Origin of the sequence: Hallella mizrahii (assembly GCF_009695775.1) — a bacterium.
In the GTDB taxonomy this organism is placed as follows: Bacteria; Bacteroidota; Bacteroidia; order Bacteroidales; family Bacteroidaceae; genus Prevotella; species Prevotella mizrahii.
In genome coordinates this window covers 1-20,612 of the sequence record NZ_VUNG01000027.1, presented here as the reverse complement: position 1 = coordinate 20,612, position 20,612 = coordinate 1, and the positions used below count along the sequence as shown (strand labels likewise).

The window sequence follows — 20,612 nt, the reverse complement described above, 5'->3', positions numbered from 1 at the left end:
TTGTGTTGCGTGATTATTTATTCATTGACGAAGGTACAGAGAACGTGATCCAGTGCCAGTTTGTTCTGTCTGCGGCGCGTGTGGCAGCTTTAGCCCCGAAGCTCATCGGCGTCATCTTGAAGCGGACGTTGCGTGTGAAGGTCTCGGTGGTGCCATCGGTCTTGTTGATGGTGCACTGCAGGCGATAGACGGCGGAGGTGCCCTCGGTGAAGCCGAGGGATGCCTCTACCCAGTTGTTCGTGCTGTTCCAGTAGGGCGCCGTGGCGAAGAAGCCGTCGGGGTTGGTGCCTGTGACGAGTGTCCAGGGGGTGTCGCCATAGCTGGGTTTGACGTCGGCAGTGACATTGCTGTCGTCGCTCCACTTCTTTATCTTCGGCACGAGGTGAATGTCACCGTAGTAGGAGAAGTCGAGGTCGAGTGTCTCCCCGTCGTCGGTGACGGTGGGCGGAAGGACCCCGATGGCGGTGAAATACTTCACGTCGAAGGTGAGCTTATAGTCGTCGAGGGTAATGGGGATGACGCGGTAGTCGTTGCGCGCTATCTCCGTCCAGTTGAGGATGGCGTAGCGTTTCTTCGCCGTGGTTCCGTCTGCACCTTGTGTTGTCAGGGTGAGCTCAAACTGTGAAGGGTCGTGCGCCTGGCTCTCGTTGAGGTAGAACGTCAGCGACGTCGTGCCTTTTCCACTTTTCACCGTCTGCTGTTGCTCCGGCACGTCATAGATATAGGTGGAGCGTGTCGCCGTGCTGGCAAGATGGGGCGTGCAGCTCACCCCCTCGACCTTGTCGGTAGGCAGGAGGTAGAGGTTGTGGGCTGTGGAGGTGCCGTTCACGGTGATGTCGGAGAGTTGCACCTTTGTCACCTTGATATCAGAACCAGTGACATTGGTGAGGTTCAGTTGCATCTTCGCCACCATGCGTACGACCTCGAGGTCTACCTCCGTGGCTTTCTTCTCCACGGTGATGGTCTGCTTGTTGCTCATCGGAATGCCGTCGGTGAATTTGTCGATGGCTGTCTGGTTACCGCTCACGGCAAAGGTCTTGGTGTCGAAGCCATCGGGCAACTTGGTAGCGTCATCCGTCAGTCCTAAGTCTGCCAGAGAGATATTGGCGAAGGAGTAGAAGGTGTAGGCTCCGGGTTCGAGATGCACCGCGGGATAGTCGGCCTGTTCTACATCGCCGAGGTTGTCCTTGGTAAGGATACGCTTGATGTCATTGCCCTGTGCGATGATGATGACATAGCTCTTCATCCACTCGCCCGCCACGGCATTGGCGTCGGCAGCCCGTGAGGACTGTGCGTCCGTGGTCTGTGCGCGTGCCGAGAGACGTATGTCGACGACAGCCTCAGCGCCGGCCTCGTCTGTGGAGCCGATGCTGTCGCCCGAGCATGCCGTCAGGACAAGCAGGGTACAAAGGGTGATGATGGTATATAGCTTTCTTCGCATGGGTTACATTACGATTTCGGGATGATCTTCTCTGTTCCATTTCCTGACTGTGAGTTTCACGGTCAGGGTACGTTCCGCGTTCTTATAGATGATATACTGATACCAATGGTTACGGACAATATCGTAAGGAGCGCCGGTGGGCGCGTCGCTGCCGTCATACTGTACGAACTTTAGCTTGTAAGGTCCATCCTTCTTTCCGTCGGGATCTGTCAGCGTGACGGAGAGCGTGGCGGGAGTGACACCCGCCGAAGTGTTGTCATACTCCGGCAGGTAGAGGTTCTTCGACGCCGTGGAAGCTGTTGTGGCGGTGGCGGTGAAGTCGATAGGGGTGGCTTTTATGGCTGTTGCCTCACCACTGCCTGTGAACACGTGGAGGCTGTTGTTGAACGTGAGGTCTTTGGTATTGTCGAGACCACTGATGACACCGGGGAGGCAGTAGCCTTTGTTGTTCCAGCGGTCGATGCTGATGCTTCTGATGGTCCAGCCTTTCATGATATCAGTGTCGAGCTGTACGGAGACCTTCGCCATGGCACGGAGCATGGAGACCTCGTCGAGGTTCTGCTGCGTGCCCGCCGTGGTAGAGAACGACACCTTCTTGACGCCCCACATCGGGATATAGGTGGGGTTGTTGGGATCGTAGCTGTAGGTGATGTTGTGCACGGCATCGTCGGTCCACGCCGCTGTCGTTGAAGGCTGCTCCATGTTGACATAGACAACCATGTGTCCGGTGAACTGGTCGTCGACGATCTCATCCTTGCTGATGTCCATCTTGCCGACGATATGATAGACATTCGACTGAGAGGCATCTTGATAGACGCTCATATCCTTGACCTGGCCTACGTAGTTGCCGCCGACGTTGTAGAAGTAGACAAATATCTTGTTGAAGTCGATGCCGTTCTCGTAGTCGTCGGCATCGCCTTGGGGATCATAATTCTGCCAGGTTCCCGTGCCTTCCGGTGGCGCTGTCGCCCGGCTCTTAGCTGCCGTCGTCTTCACCGCGTCGTTGACAGATAGGGTGAAGACCACGGTGACCGCATGGCTGTCGTCCTCGTCGTCGCTGTCACGACAGGACGCGAAGGCGAGAACCAGGACCAGGGCGAAGAGCGCCGTCATGACCTTCCGCCCATGTGCTATGAGTGTATGCTGCATGATATTCATCCTTATTCTCCGAGGCTGGCATTGTTAAGCACCACTCTCCACGAGTTGATGTAGATGGAGGCTGCGAGCCAGTTGTGCTGGCTGTCTATGAAGAAGACCATGTCGTAGTGGTCCTCGCGGTCGAGGTACTCCTGGTCTGACATATTCTTGTTATAGTTGCCTTTGACGAGGAGGCAGTAGTCGATGGCCGGGATGTTGATGATCTCCTTGCCGTCGGCATTGTTGACGATATGCAGACGCATGTCGTGTCCTTTGATGAGTCGGTTGGTCGTTATCTCTGCCACGACAGCCGAGACGCTGGTGACGGTGGTGCCGTCGTTGCCGGTGACGCCCGCCTGACCGCTTGTCACCGACCAGGCGCGGTAGGTGAGCGGCTCGTCGTCGACGAGGTTGTTGGTGCAGTCAAGGCTGCCATTGTTGTCGGTGAGATAGAAGCTGAAGTCGTTGGGGGTGAGGTTGGCGCCACTGAGGTTCTGCAAGACGATGCGGAAGACGTTGGTGTCTTTGGTGAGATAGACCGTGGTCTCGCGCACGCCGCCGTACTGGTAGTCGGTCATGTCGACATTGCGTGTGACGCCGAAGAAAAGGGGTGTGAGGTCGTGGTTGACCTCCGCGTTGTTGCGGTTGACGGTGACGGTGAGACGGGTTGTGTCCTCCCGGTCGATGATATCGTCGCCATAGGTATAGGAGTTGTCGTAACGGTTCTCTCCGGTGGCCCACACGCGGAAGGTGTAGGTGCCGGAGGGGAGGTCGTTGACATCCATATATCCCCGGCTCACGATGTCGGCCACTGCCTCGCGCTTGGTATAGACGATCTTTCCCGAGGCATCATTGGCATAGAGGGTGACGGTGTCGACCTCATGAGCAAAGGCATCGGAGAACAGCATGTTCATGTCGAAGACGAAATGCACGCGCCGGTAGGTGGTACAGTCCTGCCCGCTGTCCGCCTCCATCATGCCGCAGGAGGAGAGGAGGAGAGCACCGAGCGCTGCTACGATGAAGCCAAGGCGCGAGAAAAGTGGGAAATGTGTGTGTGCTGAAGACATATGTTTGAATGTTTATGGGGACGCTACGGAGCAGCGTCCTACGGAACCCAGCCAAGGAGGCTGGGCATGAAAAGGGAAACGATGCAGGGCCGAGGGCGATGCAAGGCTAAAACCAATGCAGGGTCGAGGGCGATGCAGGACGCTTATTATTCGGCTGTAGCGTTGAGGTCAGCGGTCTGGCTGACGATGCGCCATGCCAGCACATTGATCTGGGCAGCGAGATAGGTGGCGTCGTTGCTGGGCACCACAGGGATGATGACCTTATCGGGGTCGTAGACCGGCGTGCCGAAGCCCTTCATGCTGTTGACCGTCACGTCGTAGAGGTGGTTACGCACGACGCCGAGGTAGCCAATCTGGCTAGGATCAGAAGCCAGATGGCGGATGCAATAATAATAATAGGTCATACCAGCGTTGCGCACGTCAGCGACATTGGCAGCCATCTCTGCGTTGATGGTGGTAGATGGAACAGAAGCAAAAGTAGTACCATCAGCGTTCTTCGTATAGTATGTGCCGTCCTTGACGCATGGCACTACCTGATAGTTCTTAGCCGCATCAGAGGTGGTAGTGGTAAAGGTGATATCAGAGGGTGCAAGCGCTGTATAGGTCTCCGTACCATCTGTGGATTTCGTATAATACTTGCTATACTCCGCAGCAACTTTTGTACGCAGAGCTGTCGTACCGAAATAGTTGTTGTTCTCATAGGTGCAGAGCTCTGCCGGCTCCCAGTCGGGAGCATCGTCCGTACCATTATTATACACGAGGACGGTCTTTGCCAAGAACTTTGTGAACTCAGACTGTGTGACGTTCTTGTTACAATCCGTATAACCTGTGAGAGTCTGATGGGTGTTGGGCAGGGTATAGAGCGAAGTGGCTGTCGTAGAGAGCGAGGTGGTGTAGCTGTTCCAGGAATGGTTTACCTGGGGATTGCTGCTTCCACCCTGTGTGTTGGTGGTGTTGAAAGGCACACTGATCTCCCAGAAGCTACGATGATAGTTTGGTGTAGACCAGGGGTCGATACCCAGAGACGTGTTCCAAGTTGACCAATACGTCTCATCGCCAAGGTTCTTCTCCAGAGAAGCCTGGCCATTCTCGTCTGCCAGGCCCCATCCTAAGACGAGGGCATAGATTTTCTTATCAGAAGCTTCCCCAACATAATAAGCCGGATAGGAAGTACCTTTGGTAACGATCGTCGTAGTGTTGCCATTGGCCTCAGCCGTAATATCCTTTGTAGCGGTGATGGTGCCTAATGTACCTTCAGTCGTAGGAACGCCGGTAGCAGATGCTGCAGCCAAGTGCGCGCGCACCTTCGCGTTGACACGCTCTACATAGACCTCCACAGGGCTGGCTTTAGCAGCAGTTTCAGACGTGAAGATATGTCCTGCTGTCTGCACCGCACCACGGAGGGTACCATTGTCTACATAGATGCTGTTACTCATCACGAAACCATCCTCTCCTTTGGCGGATGTACCCTTGAGGTCGGCATTACGGAGTTCGGTAAGCGACATATCCTTCAGCGTGCCTGCATCTGTATCAAAAAGAGGGTAAACACTCTTACCGTTGGTGAAACTCGTCGGGTTGAGGACGACGATCATCGAAGCAGGGCTGGCACCGGTATTGCTCTGAAGGAGCAAGACGACATCACTCTGCTCTTCGATGCTGTTGCCATCCTGGCTATCCTTATTGAAGTTGATCTTATCCCCATTTTCATAGCCTAACCAGTTATGGTTGCCGTTGTTGCTCAGACGGAACGGTGTACCATCAGCGTTGAAGAAATAGAAGGCGACGCTGGTGACCTTCTGCTCGTCTTCAGTACCATCCTCGTAAGTACCATTAGAAGCGCGTGTGGCTGCCTTGGCGCCGGCTCCGGCCGCCATGCTCTGTACGCTTTGGATGTTGACGGCTATATACTGCTTAGCGTCGTCCGTAGCGTTCTCACTGCCGGCCACATCGTCCTTGTCGGAGCATGCAGTCATGCCAAAGAGGGCTGTGCCCAGAATGGCAAGAGTGGAAAGTTTAAAAAAATGGTTCTTCATGTGTGTTGCTTTTATGTATTCTTAATTAATTATCTATCTATTTCGATTCAAAGGTTCACTTCTTGAGTTCTTCGTAGGCTTGTCGTGCCTGCTGAGCCTCTTTGCTGTTGCCTGCTTTGTCGAGGTAGGGTTTGGCATCATCGGCCTTACCTTCGTTGAGCAAAACAATGGCGGTGTTGAGATTGGCCGTGGCATTGTTGGGGAACAGGCGGATGGCAGTCTGCATGACGTCGTTGAAGTCCTTGGATCCGGGCTCGTAGGTCTGTGCCACCATGAACATCTCCTCTTCGGAGAGCAGCTGTGGCTGTGTCTTGATAACCTGCTTGGCCGTTTCCACGTCGAAGGGTTTCACCTTATAAGTAATGTGGTAGTCGGAGTGACGAAGGGCAGGATACCAGTTGCTCAGCATAAACTTATACTCGTCGGCGTACTTCTGCTTGATGCGTGCCTCGCGGGCATCGGGCGCAAGAGAAGTGTCGCTGGCGATAGCGAGTATTTCGGATTTATGCTCTAAGTTGCTGTTTTTGATGAAGTTGACGAGTCCGTCCCAGTCCTCGGCGGTGGAAGACACGGTGAACAGAGAGGCTGGAAGGTTGACCTGTCGGCGCACAAAGTCCGTCAACGTCTTGGCGCGGTTGGTGGCCAAATAGGCGTTATGGTCATAAGGGCTCTCGGGCGAAGCGTATCCATGGATGTTGATAGTGCTGACTTCCAGGTTTTTGTCGGCCTTAAGAGCAATGATGGTGCTGATGATGCTATCGAGCTGTGCCGGATTGCGGCGGTAGTTGGGATAGAGGGTGACCTGGTCGACGGGGAAGTCGATGTAAGCACGCTTGTCGAGATGGCGTATCTTCACGGCTTCTACCTGTGGCCGCACGAGCGGCAGATTGGGCAGATAGTGCTTCTTGAGCGTGTATGTGGTACCGTCGACCTTGTCGCCACATCCGCAGAGGTCCTCATGGAGGTCGACATCATAGGAGCGCACGCTCTTGTCAAGGGGTATGGTGGCGAGGTAGTGCGCCGTCTGTTCCTTGCCGTTGTAACGGCGCACGACGGTGGCGTCAGCGGCATAGCGACCGTTATAGAATCCGCGCTGGTACATAACCTGTTGCTTGCGGCCGTTGACGACGATCTCTGGCAACTGCTTGTCGCCCTGCTCGGTATGGAGGATAGGGGTGTAGACGAGTTGTGTGTTGCTGGGCAGGCGCAGGGAGTCGAGGTTGAGATCCATGGCCAGGGTAAGAAAGTTACCGGCACGCTCGACCTTGACATTCTCCAAACGCATCTCATTGTTGGCAACGGCGAGGTGGGTACAGTCTTGTGCGTGGGTGGCTGTGACGGAGAAAAGGGTGGCTATGGCGATGATATAGCTTTTCATGATGTGATCATTTTATGAGATAGACAAGAGAAAGGGCGGCTTTGGTCGGACCGACATAGTTGCGGTGTTCTTCCTTTCCTTCGGTGCGGCAGACGGCGCAATACTTCTTGTAGGGTGAATAGATGTATCCAGCTCCTACGGAAGCCTCGAAATTCCAATGTTTGCTGAGGACCCACTGATAGCCGGCCGTCAGTCCGCCGCCGACATACCAGCCTTTGTAGCGGTGGTCCTCCAAAGCGGGGAAGAAGCCTAAGGGCAATTTCACTCCTCCGGCATTGTATTGTCCACCCATGGCATGAGCACCGACAAACCATCCGTTGAACTTCTGGCAGAACCAGTGGCGCAGCTCAGGCTGTACGACCCAATGGCGTAGGGAACTGTGGTCGCCGCCACTCTGCTTCCATGGATTGAGGCCAAAGAACACCTGACCGGTAGTCTTATCACCCAGTCCTACTTCCATGCCGATATTTGGCGTGGTTGTGGCCCAGTAAAGCATGTTGGTTTTGAGGGCAACTTCTTGTGCGCAGGCACGTGGCGTGGGGACGATAGCCATGAACAATGCTATCGCAGTGCTCGGGAACAGGTGAGCCTTTGTCAACGCAACTCTGTGAATTTTCATCTTATCTTGTATCTATTATGTGTTCTGTGTTGTCAGCTAATCATCGAAAAAGGTTGTTATTAACTTATCTTCTTTTCTCTTTCTTACCTTTCGATCATTCAATCAGCTAATACCCTTTTTTATTTTTGTGCAAAATTACAATTTTCTGTGAAAAATAGGCAAAACAGCGTGGTTAATTAAAATTAAATTTAATTGGTGTTTTTTATACCCTTTCTTTATTTGTAAAAGGTTATTGTTTTTAACAAAACAACATTTTCTCCTCTCATGGTAATAGTTAAAAGACAAAGTGATTGAGGATAGTATCTTTTACTGTAGTAAAGAGTTTTGATGATAGATTACGTTATTGTAGTTCTGCGCAATAACATGTAGAGACGAGGGTTATCTCTGCTCTAACAAAGCACAAGATCAAGGCTTATTCTTTGTTAGTTTTTAAATTGATCATATGCAAGTGTAAATATCTGTAATATTGAATACGATGAGTAGCTTTTCGGAATTATCCAGCAAACGCAACTATACAATTTTTTTGTGCTGATTTATTGTTGTAAATGTTTGAGCGTATGCGCCATGACAGGAACAGAAAGCGTGAAGGAGCAAAAGTCGCTGACGGCTTGGCACATCTCCACGCCCATCAGTCCGAAGAAGTGCGGAAGAATGAGGATCAACGGGACGAAGAAGAGTCCGCTGCGGGCGGACGCCAGCAGGTTGGCGGCCACTGGCTTGCGGCACGTCTGGGTCAGCATGTTGCTCGTCATGATGAAGCTGTTGAGTGGCAGCGTGCTGATTTGCCAGCGCAGGGCGACGATGCCAATGGCGATGACCTCGGCATCATCGCGAAAGATGCCGATGAGATGATCACTGAGCAGCCAGCCGAAGACCGTGCAGATGATGAGAAAGACTGTGCCGACGGCTATAGTGAACCAATAGGCACGCTTCAAACGGGGGATGAGACGGGCACCGAAGCAGAAGCCACAAAGCGGTTGGAAACCTTGTCCCAAGCCGATGACGACGGCCATGACCATCATCGTGATGCGGTTGACAATGCTCATGGCAGCGATGGCGGCGTCGCCGTAGTTGCCTGCGGCATGGTTGAGCATCATCGTGGCCAGGCAGAGCAGTCCCTGACGGCACAGCGACGGGCTGCCGCCGAAGAAGATTTCCTTGAAGGCGGACCATGAGGGAGAAAAGAGACGGAAACGGATGGCGATGTTCTCTCCACGGCGCGTCATCAGGAAAAGAATGAGGAAGCTCACCACCTGACCGGTCACTGTGGCAAGGGCAGCACCGGCTACGCCCCAGTGACAGACAAAGATGAAGAGCGGATCGAGCCCTACGTTGAGGATTGCACCCGTGACGATACCCACCATGGCAAACGAAGCGTTGCCCTGAAGACGCAACTGGTTGTTGAGCGTGAGCGAGCCGGTTAGGAATGGCGCACCGAAGAGGATGATGCCGAGATATTGTCGTGTGTGGGGCAGGATGGTCGGCGTGGCACCTAACAGCAGTGACAGCGGATCGAGAAGCAACCAGCCCATCAGCGTGATCACGGCACCAGCCATCACAGAGAAGCAAAAACCAGTGGTAGCCATGCGTGCCGCGTTGTCGTGGCGGCGTGCGCCTAACTCGCGTGAGATATAGTTGCCGGAGCCGTGCCCAAAGAAGAATCCGCAGGCCTGCACGAAGAACATCATCGAGAACACCACGCCCACGGCAGCCGTAGACTGTGTGTCGAGCTTACCCACGAAAAACGTGTCCGCCATATTGTATAGGGCGGTGACGAGCATGCTGATGATCGTCGGGATGGCCATCGTCGGTATGACGCGACGGATCGGTGCGGTGGTGAGATAGGTATAGTTGTCTGTTCCTGCGTGCATATTTTTTCTCTTTTTCTTAGCCAGTTCTTATACAGATGAGAAAAAGGCCTTCCGGAATATACCGAAAGGCCTTGAGTGTTATCTCAATTGCAGTTCCACGGGGCAGTGGTCACTGCCGAAGACCTCGTTGTGGATATCAGCTACAGTGATACGTGGTTGCAAGCTGTTGGACGTAAGGAAGTAGTCGATGCGCCATCCGGCGTTTTTCTCTCTCGCCCGGAAGCGGTAGCTCCACCACGAATATTTCACCTCATCGGGGTGCAGCAGGCGGAAGGTGTCGGTGAAACCGCTGTTGAGCAGCACCGTCATCTTCTCGCGCTCCTCGTCGGTGAAGCCCGCGTTGTGGCGGTTGGTCTTGGGATTTTTGATATCGATCTCCTCGTGTGCCACGTTCATATCGCCACAGACGATGACCGGTTTCTTATTGTTGAGTGCCAAAAGGAAGTTTCGGAAGTCGTCCTCCCACTTCATGCGGTAGTCAAGACGGCGCAGCCCGTCCTGCGAATTCGGTGTGTAGACACAGACGAGATAGAAGTCAGCGTATTCGAGCGTGATGACACGACCCTCGTGATCGTGCTCGTCGATGCCCATGCCATATGCGACGCTCAGTGGTTCCTGACGTGCGAAGATCGCCGTGCCACTGTAGCCTTTCTTGTCGGCATAGTTCCAGTACGACGTATATCCGGGGAATTGCAGGTCAAGTTGTCCGGCCTGCATCTTAGTTTCTTGCAGACAGAAGAAGTCAGCGTCCAGGTCTTTGAAGTAAGCCTCAAAGCCTTTGCTGATGACTTTACCATCGTCGTCGGTCTTCGGCTTCATGCAGGCGCGAAGTCCATTGACGTTCCAGGAAATAAATTTCATGCGTTTGTGATTAAAGGGTAATCAAATGATGCCCGACGGGGGGCCTTGTCCGGCCGTGCCGCAGCCCTATATATATAATAAGGTGTACCGATCGGGAAGATGAAGCTCCTACTGTATATAAAATAAGGAGAGCGTGCCTTGTTATTTCACTTTCAGCAGGCTGAGGAACTCCATTCTCGTCTTTGCCGACTCGAAGACACCGCTGTAGGCACTTGTCGTAGTCATGGAGTTTTGCTTTTCCACGCCTCGCATCTGCATACACAGGTGGCGTGCCTCGAGCACAACCATGACGCCTTGTGGTTTGAGCGTCTCGCGGATGCACTGTTCGATCTGTTCCGTCAACCGCTCCTGCACTTGCAGTCGGTGGGAGAAAATGTCGACGACACGTGCGATCTTGCTCAGTCCGGTGATGTAGCCATTGGGGATATACGCCACATGCGCCTTACCGAAGAACGGGAGCATGTGGTGCTCGCACATCGAGAAGAAGTCGATGTCCTTGACGATGACCATCTGGTTGTATTTCTCCTCAAAAAGCGCGTCGGTAAGCACCTTTTTCGGATCCTGGGTGTAGCCGCGGGTGAGCGTCTGCATGGCCTTTGCCACGCGCATTGGTGTTTTGACGAGTCCCTCACGCTCCGGGTCTTCGCCCAGCAAAGTAAGTATGTCTTTATAGTGGTCGGCCAGCTTTTCGAGTCCTGGCCGGAATTCTGTTTCTGGATTCATAAAAGTTGAGAGTTGAAAGTTGAGAGTTGAGAGTGAGTTGAGAGTTGAGAGTGTGTTGAGAGTTGAGAGTTGAAAGTTGAGAGTGAGTTGAGAGTTGATAACTACAATGTTGAATGATGAGTGATAACAATGTTGAGTGTTGAATGATGAATTTCTGTCACCCCAATGGTGCACTTATTTATTCATTATACACTATACACTATACATTATACACTATACATTATACATTACTCATTATTTAGTTCACCGTGATCTTCCCCTTGACGATGGTAGCGGCCTTATAGCCCATCTTTCTGACGGCACGCAGCATCTTTTCGGCCTCTCCGAGCGAGCGGTAGTTGCCCACACGGCAGATCCAGCGTGGAGAATAGAAGTGAACATATATCGGTTGGTCGGGGAAACGCATCTTGATAGCGTTGCCTGCCTGTTGAGCTTTCATCTTATCGGCGCGCGTGTTGCCCCCGGCGAAGGCTTGTACCCGATATCCGGTGACCTTGCGGCTGCCACGCATCACCTTCTTGCGCATGTCGATGGTCGGGATCGACATCTCGTCGTCGTCCTGCTGATGAGCCTGGCTTCTGCGCTCGCTCTCCAATTTCTTTTTATAGGCTTCTGCCTCGCGAGCCCATTGCGCTCTTTTCTCTGCCTCAGCACTCTCTGCCCTGGCCTTAGCTTCCTGGGCAGCCTGCTGGCGTGCTAAAGCCTCGGCTTCCTGCTTAGCCCTGGCGGCCTCTTCCTGCCGGCGTATCTCGGCGAGTTGCTCTTCTTTCTGGGCTGCTTGGGCAGCGGCCTCAGCCTTTTTCTGCTCGGCTGCGACGGCAGCGCGTCGGGCAGCCTCTGTGTTTTTATTCGTTTGTGTGGAAGTCTTCTTTCCCAGTGCCAGGGCCGCTTTTTGCTCAGCTTTCTTGGCTCGGTCGATGGTGCTCTGCTGTTGTGAGACAACAGTCTTGCTTCCTACCGTCTTTGCCTGCGCACTTATCTTCGTGCCCGGCGTAATGTTGTTTGGTGTGGTGGTATTCTTTTCCGGGGACGAAGACGCATTGCCGTTGACGAGATCTGTGATGGTCTTGCTCTGCGTCACAGTGATCTTACCTTCCCCCTGCCTTTGCTGTTGCAGATGTCCAAGGAAGGTCTGTGCATGCATCGGGGTCATGCCCAATGTCAGCATACCGATAATCCCCAAGATCAGTCTCTTCATAATCGTCGTTGTAATAGTCAGGAATCAGAGAAGAGGCACGCCTTCACCCCCACAACAGGGGTGAAGGCCGTCCTGGTTCTCTCATTCCTGATAGATAGAAAATTACTTCCAAGCGTCGATGATAGCCTTGAAGTCAGCGCACTTCAGAGAAGCGCCGCCGATCAGGCCGCCGTCGATGTCAGGCTTAGCGAAGAGCTCCTTAGCATTGCCGGGCTTGCAGCTTCCACCGTAGAGGATGGTTGTGTCCTCAGCAGCCTCTTTGCCGTACTTCTCAGCGACGATGCTACGGATGTAAGCGAGCATCTCCTCAGCCTGGTCGCTGGTAGCCGTCTTGCCTGTGCCAATAGCCCAGATCGGCTCGTAAGCCAGCACGATGTTCTTCCACTCCTCAGCAGAGAGGTTGAACACACTGCCGTCGAGCTCAGCCTTGACGACCTCGTTCTGCTTGTTGGCCTCGCGCTCTTCGAGAGTCTCGCCGCAGCAGAAGATCACCTTCAGACCATTAGCCAGTGCCAGCTGAACCTTCTCTTTCAGGATCTCAGCAGTTTCGTGATAGTACTGACGACGCTCGCTGTGACCCAGGATGACATACTGTGCACCGGTAGACTTCACCATAGCGGCAGAGACCTCACCAGTGTAAGCGCCCTTCTCCTTGTCGGCGCAGTTCTCAGCACCGAGAGCGACGAAATTCTGATCCAGGACCTCAGCGACCTTAGCCAAGTGGATGAACGGAGTGCAGACGATGACACCACAGTTAGGTTTGTCAGCAGCACATGCCTCATTGATCTCTTTTGCCAGGGCGATGCCCTCCTGCAGGTTCTCGTTCATTTTCCAGTTGCCTGCAACGATTTTCTTTCTCATTTTACGTTTCCTTTCTATTAATAATAAGTTAAACAGTTGTTGTTGTATCTGATTTTCTTTTTCCTTCTGCCAAGCTTTGAGCCATTTGGTCCAAGCCCACAGTCTGTCAGCGAGCGTGAGCAGGAACAGCGGCAGGATAAACCAAATGGCAACCTTTGCCATCGTGCCGGCTGCCGTGTGCCCGTCGGGCTGTCCGATGGGCAACTTATTGATGTCACCGTGCAGGTCAGCTGCGTCAGGGAGGTCGTTATGGCTCCACTTGCGCAGAATCGTGCCGTTTTTGATAAGCATCAGTCCTGGATTGCTGCGGATCATCGTCTTGAGTGTGGTGCCGTCGGTGAGCAGGAAGGGATATTCCGCGCCCGTGATGTCTTCCCAGTGCTTGATGTCCTTGTCGCCCGAAGCTGTCAGACAGTAAAAGGGGATATGTCTGTCAATGCAATACTCATAGAGCTGGTCGATGGCACCAAAGTTGCCGTCGTCGGCAGTGCTCAGGTCGGGAGCGATAAGCAGGAAGGTGTATCCGCGGCGGTCGAGGATGCTGTCGGTGAGGTCATCGCCCGCGCGCGACTGTATCGAGAAGTCGTGGATCGGCGGCACATAGCCCTCGGCGGTCTGCACGGTCTTGGAGTCGATGAACTTCCAAGTGGAGTCGGGATAGTTGTCAAGGGTGAACTCTTTCTTCACGCCGTTCTTTTCAAGGATGAAAGTTGTCTCGAATTGGGGTTGCGGCGCACCGGGAGGAATCTCCATACCTTTCTTGATGTTCACGCCGACATGATAGGGGCGGAAGTCAAAGACAGGCAGCTTATAGAGGCAGTAGGTGCTTGTGACGAGGATGAAGATGATGGTGTAGTTGACGGCTATCCACTGGTTGGGCTTCGAGATAAACCGATACATGCAGAGCGGTTTCCGCCACAGCAGCACAGCGCACGCCGTGAGCACGATGTTCTTCAGCAGTGATTCGGTGTTGGTCAGATGGATGGCATCGCCGAAGCAACCGCAGTCCTTGACAGGATTGGCAATGACGAGCCACAATGTGATCAGCGTCATCACCGCCATAAAGGCGAGGATGATCTTTGAGGTCATCCGCCGGTGAATGGCAAAGACCATGAAGATGCCCATGCAAAACTCCAGTCCGGCAAGCAGCACAGCTGCCGAAATGAGCAGATAGTCGGGCAGAGCACCTGCCAAGCCGATGGCCTCCAGATAGTCCTGCATCTTGTAGAGCGTGCCCAACGGGTCGATGGCCTTAACATAGCCGGAGAAGATAAAGGTCAGCCCAACAATAAACCGGGCTATGTTGACGAGGATGGTCGTCAGCATGCTTTGCCAGCGCGAAGTAGCGCGGGCTTGTGTTTGGAGCTGTATGTTGTCTTCTTTGTCGGTCATGGCCAAGTGTTGCGTATGAAAAGCGAATGTAGGATCTTATCGGGCAGTGACGAAAGCGCCGGGTCTATGCTTTCTCTATCGGTTGTTTCGTGCGGATGGCACCGAAAACCGCATAGTTGATGATGTCGTAGTAGTTGCTGTCGATGCCTTCCGAGACGAGTGCTTTGCCCTGGTTTTCTTCGAGCTCTTTGACACGTTCTATCTTTGTGAGGATGAAATCGGTGTAGCTCGTGACGCGCATGTCTCTCCACGCCTCGCCATAGTCGTGGTTCTTGCGCTTCATCAACTCGAAAGCCTCGTGGGCATAGTGGTCGTAGAGCTTCAGTGCCTCATCAGGTGTGGTGTCGATGGTATCGGCGAAACCCTCCTTGAGCTGTATGAGTCCAATGATGCCATAGTTGATCAGCGCGATGAACTCCGGTCTGATGCCCTCGCCGACAAGACTTTCTTTAGTGATCTCAAGAGTGCGAATGCGCTTGGCTTTGATAAAGAGCTGGTCGGTAAGCGAAGAAGGACGGAGCATACGCCATGAGGCACCATAGTCATGTAGCTTCTTGGCAAAGAGCTGTCTGCACTCTGCCATGACGTCCTGGAACTGCCTTTCTGTTTCCTGCACGGTTGTACTCATTATTATATAATGTGCTAAGTTTCTGCAAAGTTACAGAATAAAATCGAGAAACAGAAAGAAAAGAAAACAAAAAAGCCCTTCCCGAACCCTCCCCGAGGGGAGGGGATTGCAATCCCCTCCTAACACCCCTTGGAAGTAATCACTCCCCTCTCCATGGAGAGGGGTACGGGGGTGAGGCTGTGTACGGGGGTGAGACTGTTATATCATTTTGGCGCAGGCATTGCCGGCGACGACGGCGAGCAGTCCCAACGCCACGCTCAGCCCTAAGTAGAGGGCGAGGTAGAGATAGTCTCCGTCGTGCGTGAGTGCCGTGCTCTCGTTCATGAAGGTGGAGAAAGTGGTGAAGCCGCCACAGAAGCCTGTGGTCAGAATGAGCTTCACCGACGGCGACATCCAACCTCCTGCCCAGTTGAGACCGGACAGGAAGCCGATGATCAGACAACCGAGAATGTTGACAGCAAACGTGCCAAAGGGAAAGCTCAGTGGTATCAGCACTTGTATGAGCTTGGACACCACAAAGCGACAGCCGCCACCCAAGAAGCTGCCGCAGCCCACGAGCATGAAGTCTTTCAGCATTTCTCACCCTCCTCACAGTGTGTGTCGGCGCCGGGCATTGTGTAAGTCTCCTGATAGATCATGTGGAGCAACTGCAATCCGGTCTTCGTCCTGAAGATGTTTTTGCGTGCCGCCTCAATGCCGTGCTGCGAGATATGGTCTTCGTAGAGGTTGACAAGGAAGTCTGCCTCCACGAGGATCTGATAGTCCGGTGCGTCTATGTTCTTGTAGGTATGGTGATGGGCGATGAGCCAGCAGATGCGCTCGATGTCGGCCTCGTCGTAGTGCATGTCTTCGAGGATGGCGCGTGCCGGTGCTGGTCCCTCCTTTTCCTGGTATTTACCGTTGCTGCTGCCGTATTTTGCCTCAGCGGGATGGATGCCGATGTCGTGAAGTACGGCTGTTGACTCCAAGACAAAGAGAGTGTGGGCGTCCAGCCCTTCGGCACGGCCGATGAGTTGCGCAAAGCGGTGTACCTTCAGCAGATGTTGTATGCGCATGGGATCACCAGCGTCGTAGGTAATGATGCGCAGAGTGAGGGCATCGATAATTTTTTGTGTCTCTTCCATATTTCTCAAATTAATTTATCAAACTGATCGATGATTTGTTCCGCCCCTGCCTCTTCCAGTTCTTCGCGCGAGCCATTGCCGTAGGTCACGCCACAGGTGTGGGCTCCTGCTTTGCGCCCCATGAGAATGTCGAAGCGCGTGTCACCCACGACGAGCGTATCCTCAGGCTTACAGCCGGTGGATTGCAGGATCACGTTGACAGGCTCGGCATCGGGCTTAGCATGCGTCACGTCGTCTGCTCCCACCAAGGCGCAGAGCCAATCGTCGATGCTATACTCCTGGGCAAAGCCTTGCAGCGACTCATGACAACGGCTGCTGGCCAGCGCGATGAGCCGTCCATGCTCATGGAGCGTGCGAAGCGTGTCAAGGACACCGGGAAACGGCGGTACGGCACCCGGACGGTTGTTACGTCGGAAGATGTCGCGGTAGACGGTGGCACAGCGGTCTGCCGTAGCGTCGTCGACATGGCAGGCCACGGCGAAGCATTGCTCCAGTGGCAGACCGATGGTGGCGGCGTAGGCATCTTCCGTCGGCTGATCCATGTTCAGCTCACGGCATGTGTCCTGCATGGTCTTGACGATGAGATGCTTGGAGTCACCCAGCGTACCGTCGAAATCGAAGATGTATAAGGAAGGCTCAACAAGCTTATCAGGCTCTCTAGGCTCAACAAACTCAACAAGCTCACCAGGCTCTCCAGCCTCACCCCCTTGCCCCTCTCCGAGGGAGAGGGGAGTAGTTACTGAGATAAACGGAGTATTATAGGAGGCCGACTTACCAGGTTCCTTATTACAGTGTTCTGGTTTATCAGGTTCCTTATTACTGTGTTTCGGTTTACCATTATGTTGTTGCGTATCTATCATCTGTTTCTTTCTATTCTTGGGTGTTATGTTCTTAGGGTGTTAGTAGGGGCGGGCCACGGCGAGCCGCCCCTATACAAAGCCGTGCGATCAACCGCAGGCTGGTTTCGCCAGAGTAATCACTCCCCTCTCCTTGGGAGAGGGGTTCGGGGGTGAGGCGTTCACTCCCCTCTCCTTGGGAGAGGGGTTCGGGGGTGAGGCGTTCACTCCCCTCTCCTTGGGAGAGGGGTTCGGGGGTGAGGCGTTAACTTTACCTCATACAGATCCGTTCGCCTGTCGAGCAGGTTACGTACCGAACCGTAGGTGTGGAGCTGGCTGAGGCGGTTGAGATCCACGTCGGCCACAAGGATCATCTCGGTGTTGGGCGTAGCCTCGGCACGCCGGCCGTCGTTGGGGAAGGGGAAGTCGCAGGGCGTGAAGACAGCGCTCTGAGCATACTGGATGTCCATGTTGTGCACACGCGGCAGGTTGCCCACACTACCGGCGATGGCCACATAGCACTCGTTCTCGATGGCGCGGGCCTGGGCGCAGATGCGCACACGGGCGTAGGCGTTCTGTGTGTCGGTCATAAACGGCACGAAGAGGATCTGCATACCTTGCGCTGCCAACAGACGGGTGAGCTCAGGAAACTCCACATCGTAGCAGATCACCACGCCAATCTTTCCGCAGTCGGTGTCGAAGGTGCGGATGGCATTGCCGCCGTTGAGTCCCCAGCACTTCACCTCGTCGGGGGTGACATGGATTTTCTCGTACATCTCGTCAGTGCCGTCACGGCGGATGAGGAAGCCCACGTTGTAGAGGCCACCGTCGTCCTTGACGTAGGGCATGGAGCCCGTGATGATGTTGATGTTATAGCTGATAGCGAGCTCGCGGAAGCGGTCGCGGATCTTCTCGGTATACTTAGCCAGCGCACGTATGGACTCCGCCTCACCAAGATTGTTGTAGCGTGCCATGAGCGGTGCGTTGAAATATTCGGGGAAGAGGATGAAGTCACTCTTATAGTCCGACACCGAGTCTACGAAGAACTCCACCTGCTCGAAGAGCTCATCGATGCTGTTGTAGGGTCTCATCTGCCACTGCACCATGCCGATGCGCACGGTAGGCTTGCGCTCCACCTTCTGGTCGCGCTTGGGTTCATAGTAGATATTGTCCCACTGTAGCAGGCAGGCGTTGTGCTTCGACTCCTCGTCGTTGGGCAGATAGTTGCGGATGATGCGGCGCACGTGGAAATCGTTGCTCAGCTGGAAGTTCAGCACGGGGTCGTAGATCTCGCGCGAGCGCACCTTCTCGATATACTCTTTTGGTCGCATGGTGTCGGCGTATTTGTGATAGTTGGGGATACGCCCGCCAAACATGATAGCCTTGAGATTGAGTTTCTCGCAGAGCTCCTTGCGATACTCATACATGCGTCGGCCGAGTCTGAGACCACGGTAGTCGGGATGGATAAACACCTCGATGCCATAGAGGATATTGCCGTTGGGGTTGTGGGTGTTGAAGGTCTCGTTGCCTGTCACCTGTGCATAGGTATGGTCGCCCTTGACCATGTCGTAGTCTACGATGATGCTCAGCGCACAGCCCACGATCTTTCCGTCGGCGATGACCACCACCTGTCCTTCGGGGAAGATCGTAATGAGTTTCTTGATCTGAGCGTGCGTCCAGAACTCATCGCTGTCGCCATAGATACGCTTAAAAGAGCCTGCCAGCTGGTCATAGTCCTCCATGCGCAGGGTGCGAAGCTCTACCTTGTTGATTTGATGTGTCGTTTCCATTGTTTTTGACGCTTAAGACGGCACTGCCGTACTGTAATCCTTCACCTTGATTATGCTTGCAAAGATAACCAATAATATTAAGACCGCAAAATCAGAAAGATGAAATTATCAAACGGCACAATATTGAAATGTCCGTCTCTCTTTTGGCTGCATAGGGACAGGGGTTTGCTTTCGCACCTTATTCGCCCTTTGGAGCATATCGTCCTCCTCTCTTTTGTGGAGATGGGCTATGGGGTGAGGCTGCGGGTTTAGTACGTCTCGATGTCCTCATCTTTCACTTCTTCTGTGGTGAGCTTCTGATGTGTCGTCCTTGCCTGTGTTGGCAATAAGCGCCGTATGAGCACGGCAAACGGGTTCTTGGCATTGCCTGCTGTTGGTAAACAGACGACAAAGATCTAAACTAGCAAGAGGAGTGGAAGACACAATAGGATTGTCATATAAACTGATAATTTTCGGCCTCTATTTTGGCGATTTTTATGACCGGGACCTATCTTGGCCGGAATTTCGCGAATTTTTGGGTTGTTTTTATATAGTATTGATATATAGGGACTTATGGATAGAGTGTAAAGATAATGGTATGAGAAAACCCTTGTTGATGCCTGCTTCTACGTTTTTTTCTCGATAAAACAAGTGCTTTGACTCGATAAAACAAGTGGTTTGACTCATAAAAACAACCGAGATGACTCGTAGAAACAACTGAGATGACAAGCAGAAACCACTGAGATGAGCGGGAACTGACGCTGAGAATGTCGTTTCAGAGCCATTGCCTTTTCTAGAATGAAAGCTTGCAATGAGGGTGTTTTGTCAATGTTTTTGGATGCGATTGCTGCTTATGTGAGGATGCTTGTACAGAAACACAAAGAGCACAAAAAAGGCTTCATGCCCCAGAATGGAGCATGAAGCCTAATTTGTCGTCTTGTTTAATCGCACTACATCGCCACCTGTTTCAGATCCTCCTGCTTTCGCCACTTTTTCGAGATCAAGAGATTAGTTATCATGCGGGGGTTAGGGTGGACGATTAGTTACCATGCGGGGGTTAGGGTGGGGATGAACCCCACCCCTACGAACCCACCATGTACACCCAACGTAGAGGCGTTTTTTATCCCCATAAAAGCAAAGGAAAATAACGTCGTCATCAAATGTACATCCAACGTAGGGGTGGGGTTTATCCCCACCCTAACCCCGCAAAACATATGATTGGGTCGATATAGTCGCCTGTCTTGGAATTTGGTTGTCCTACTGACGAAAACAAGAAAGAGCACAGAAAAGGCTTCATGCCCCAAATGGAACATGAAGCCTAATTTGTCGTCTTGTTTAATCGCACTACATCGCCACCTGTTTCAGGTCCTCCTGTTTTCGCCACTTTTTCGAGGTCAAGAGATTAGTTATCATGCGGGGGTTAGGGTGGACGATTAGTTACCATGCGAGGGTTAGGGTGGGGATGAACCCCACCCCTGCGAACCCACCATGTATATCCAACGTAGAGGCGTTTTTTTATCCCCATAAAAGCAAAGGAAAATAATGCGGTCATCAAATGTACATCCAACGTAGGGGTGGGGTTTATCCCCACCCTAACCCCGCAAAACATATGATTGGGTCGATATAGTCGCCTGTCTTGGAATTTGGTTGTCCTACTGACGAAAACAAGAAAGA

At 53.1% G+C, this 20,612-nt stretch carries 15 protein-coding genes and 1 pseudogene; all 16 read right to left on the bottom strand.

All coding sequences use genetic code 11. The features are described from left to right. Positions 1-13 precede the first annotated feature (13 nt). Positions 14-1,441: a DUF4906 domain-containing protein gene (locus FYJ73_RS10360; protein ID WP_154534642.1), complete on the bottom strand. Its 1,428-nt coding sequence runs from the start codon at positions 1,439-1,441 to the stop codon at positions 14-16. A 3-nt stretch (positions 1,442-1,444) separates the two neighbouring features. Beyond that, entirely contained in the window at positions 1,445-2,590 is a 1,146-nt protein-coding gene (locus FYJ73_RS10355; protein ID WP_154534641.1) for a hypothetical protein, read from the bottom strand. An 11-nt stretch (positions 2,591-2,601) separates the two neighbouring features. Continuing rightward, on the bottom strand, positions 2,602-3,645 hold the full coding sequence (locus tag FYJ73_RS10350; protein ID WP_154534640.1) for a FimB/Mfa2 family fimbrial subunit: 1,044 nt from the start codon (positions 3,643-3,645) through the stop codon (positions 2,602-2,604). A gap of 146 nt (positions 3,646-3,791) precedes the next feature. Then, the gene (locus FYJ73_RS10345) at positions 3,792-5,678 is read right to left on the bottom strand and encodes an Mfa1 family fimbria major subunit (RefSeq protein ID WP_154534639.1); all 1,887 of its coding nucleotides are present in this window, start codon (positions 5,676-5,678) and stop codon (positions 3,792-3,794) included. 55 nt (positions 5,679-5,733) lie between these two features. Then, a complete protein-coding gene (locus tag FYJ73_RS10340; protein WP_154534638.1) occupies positions 5,734-7,056 on the bottom strand; it encodes a DUF3868 domain-containing protein in 1,323 nt (440 codons plus the stop codon). Between the two features lie 7 nt (positions 7,057-7,063). After that, a complete protein-coding gene (locus FYJ73_RS10335; protein ID WP_419471150.1) occupies positions 7,064-7,654 on the bottom strand; it encodes a DUF3575 domain-containing protein in 591 nt (196 codons plus the stop codon). A 554-nt stretch (positions 7,655-8,208) separates the two neighbouring features. Then, complete coding sequence (locus FYJ73_RS10330) at positions 8,209-9,546, bottom strand: MATE family efflux transporter (protein ID WP_154534637.1); 1,338 nt, start codon at positions 9,544-9,546, stop codon at positions 8,209-8,211. Between the two features lie 78 nt (positions 9,547-9,624). Further along, positions 9,625-10,407: an exodeoxyribonuclease III gene (locus tag FYJ73_RS10325; protein WP_154534636.1), complete on the bottom strand. Its 783-nt coding sequence runs from the start codon at positions 10,405-10,407 to the stop codon at positions 9,625-9,627. A 141-nt stretch (positions 10,408-10,548) separates the two neighbouring features. After that, on the bottom strand, positions 10,549-11,130 hold the full coding sequence (gene folE / locus FYJ73_RS10320; RefSeq protein ID WP_154534635.1) for a GTP cyclohydrolase I FolE: 582 nt from the start codon (positions 11,128-11,130) through the stop codon (positions 10,549-10,551). Between the two features lie 238 nt (positions 11,131-11,368). Then, positions 11,369-11,680, bottom strand: a pseudogene (locus FYJ73_RS15725) (SPOR domain-containing protein); the annotation flags it as partial. A gap of 750 nt (positions 11,681-12,430) precedes the next feature. Continuing rightward, the gene (locus tag FYJ73_RS10310; protein WP_154534656.1) at positions 12,431-14,515 is read right to left on the bottom strand and encodes a BT_3928 family protein; all 2,085 of its coding nucleotides are present in this window, start codon (positions 14,513-14,515) and stop codon (positions 12,431-12,433) included. Between the two features lie 130 nt (positions 14,516-14,645). Further along, positions 14,646-15,209 (bottom strand): DUF1599 domain-containing protein, encoded by a 564-nt coding sequence (locus tag FYJ73_RS10305; RefSeq protein ID WP_154534634.1) that lies wholly within the window; start codon positions 15,207-15,209, stop codon positions 14,646-14,648. 198 nt (positions 15,210-15,407) lie between these two features. After that, positions 15,408-15,785, bottom strand: coding sequence for a fluoride efflux transporter CrcB (gene crcB, locus FYJ73_RS10300; RefSeq protein WP_154534633.1), 378 nt, complete (start codon positions 15,783-15,785; stop codon positions 15,408-15,410). After that, positions 15,779-16,333: an HD domain-containing protein gene (locus tag FYJ73_RS10295; protein WP_154534632.1), complete on the bottom strand. Its 555-nt coding sequence runs from the start codon at positions 16,331-16,333 to the stop codon at positions 15,779-15,781. The genes crcB and FYJ73_RS10295 overlap by 7 nt, the downstream gene beginning before the upstream one ends. Before the next feature lie 5 nt (positions 16,334-16,338). Continuing rightward, complete coding sequence (locus tag FYJ73_RS10290) at positions 16,339-17,193, bottom strand: HAD family hydrolase (protein ID WP_154534631.1); 855 nt, start codon at positions 17,191-17,193, stop codon at positions 16,339-16,341. A gap of 200 nt (positions 17,194-17,393) precedes the next feature. After that, positions 17,394-18,959 carry a carbon-nitrogen hydrolase family protein gene (locus FYJ73_RS10285; protein ID WP_154534630.1) on the bottom strand — a complete coding sequence of 522 codons (1,566 nt, stop codon included), beginning with the start codon at positions 18,957-18,959 and terminating at the stop codon, positions 17,394-17,396. Positions 18,960-20,612: the final 1,653 nt, after the last annotated feature.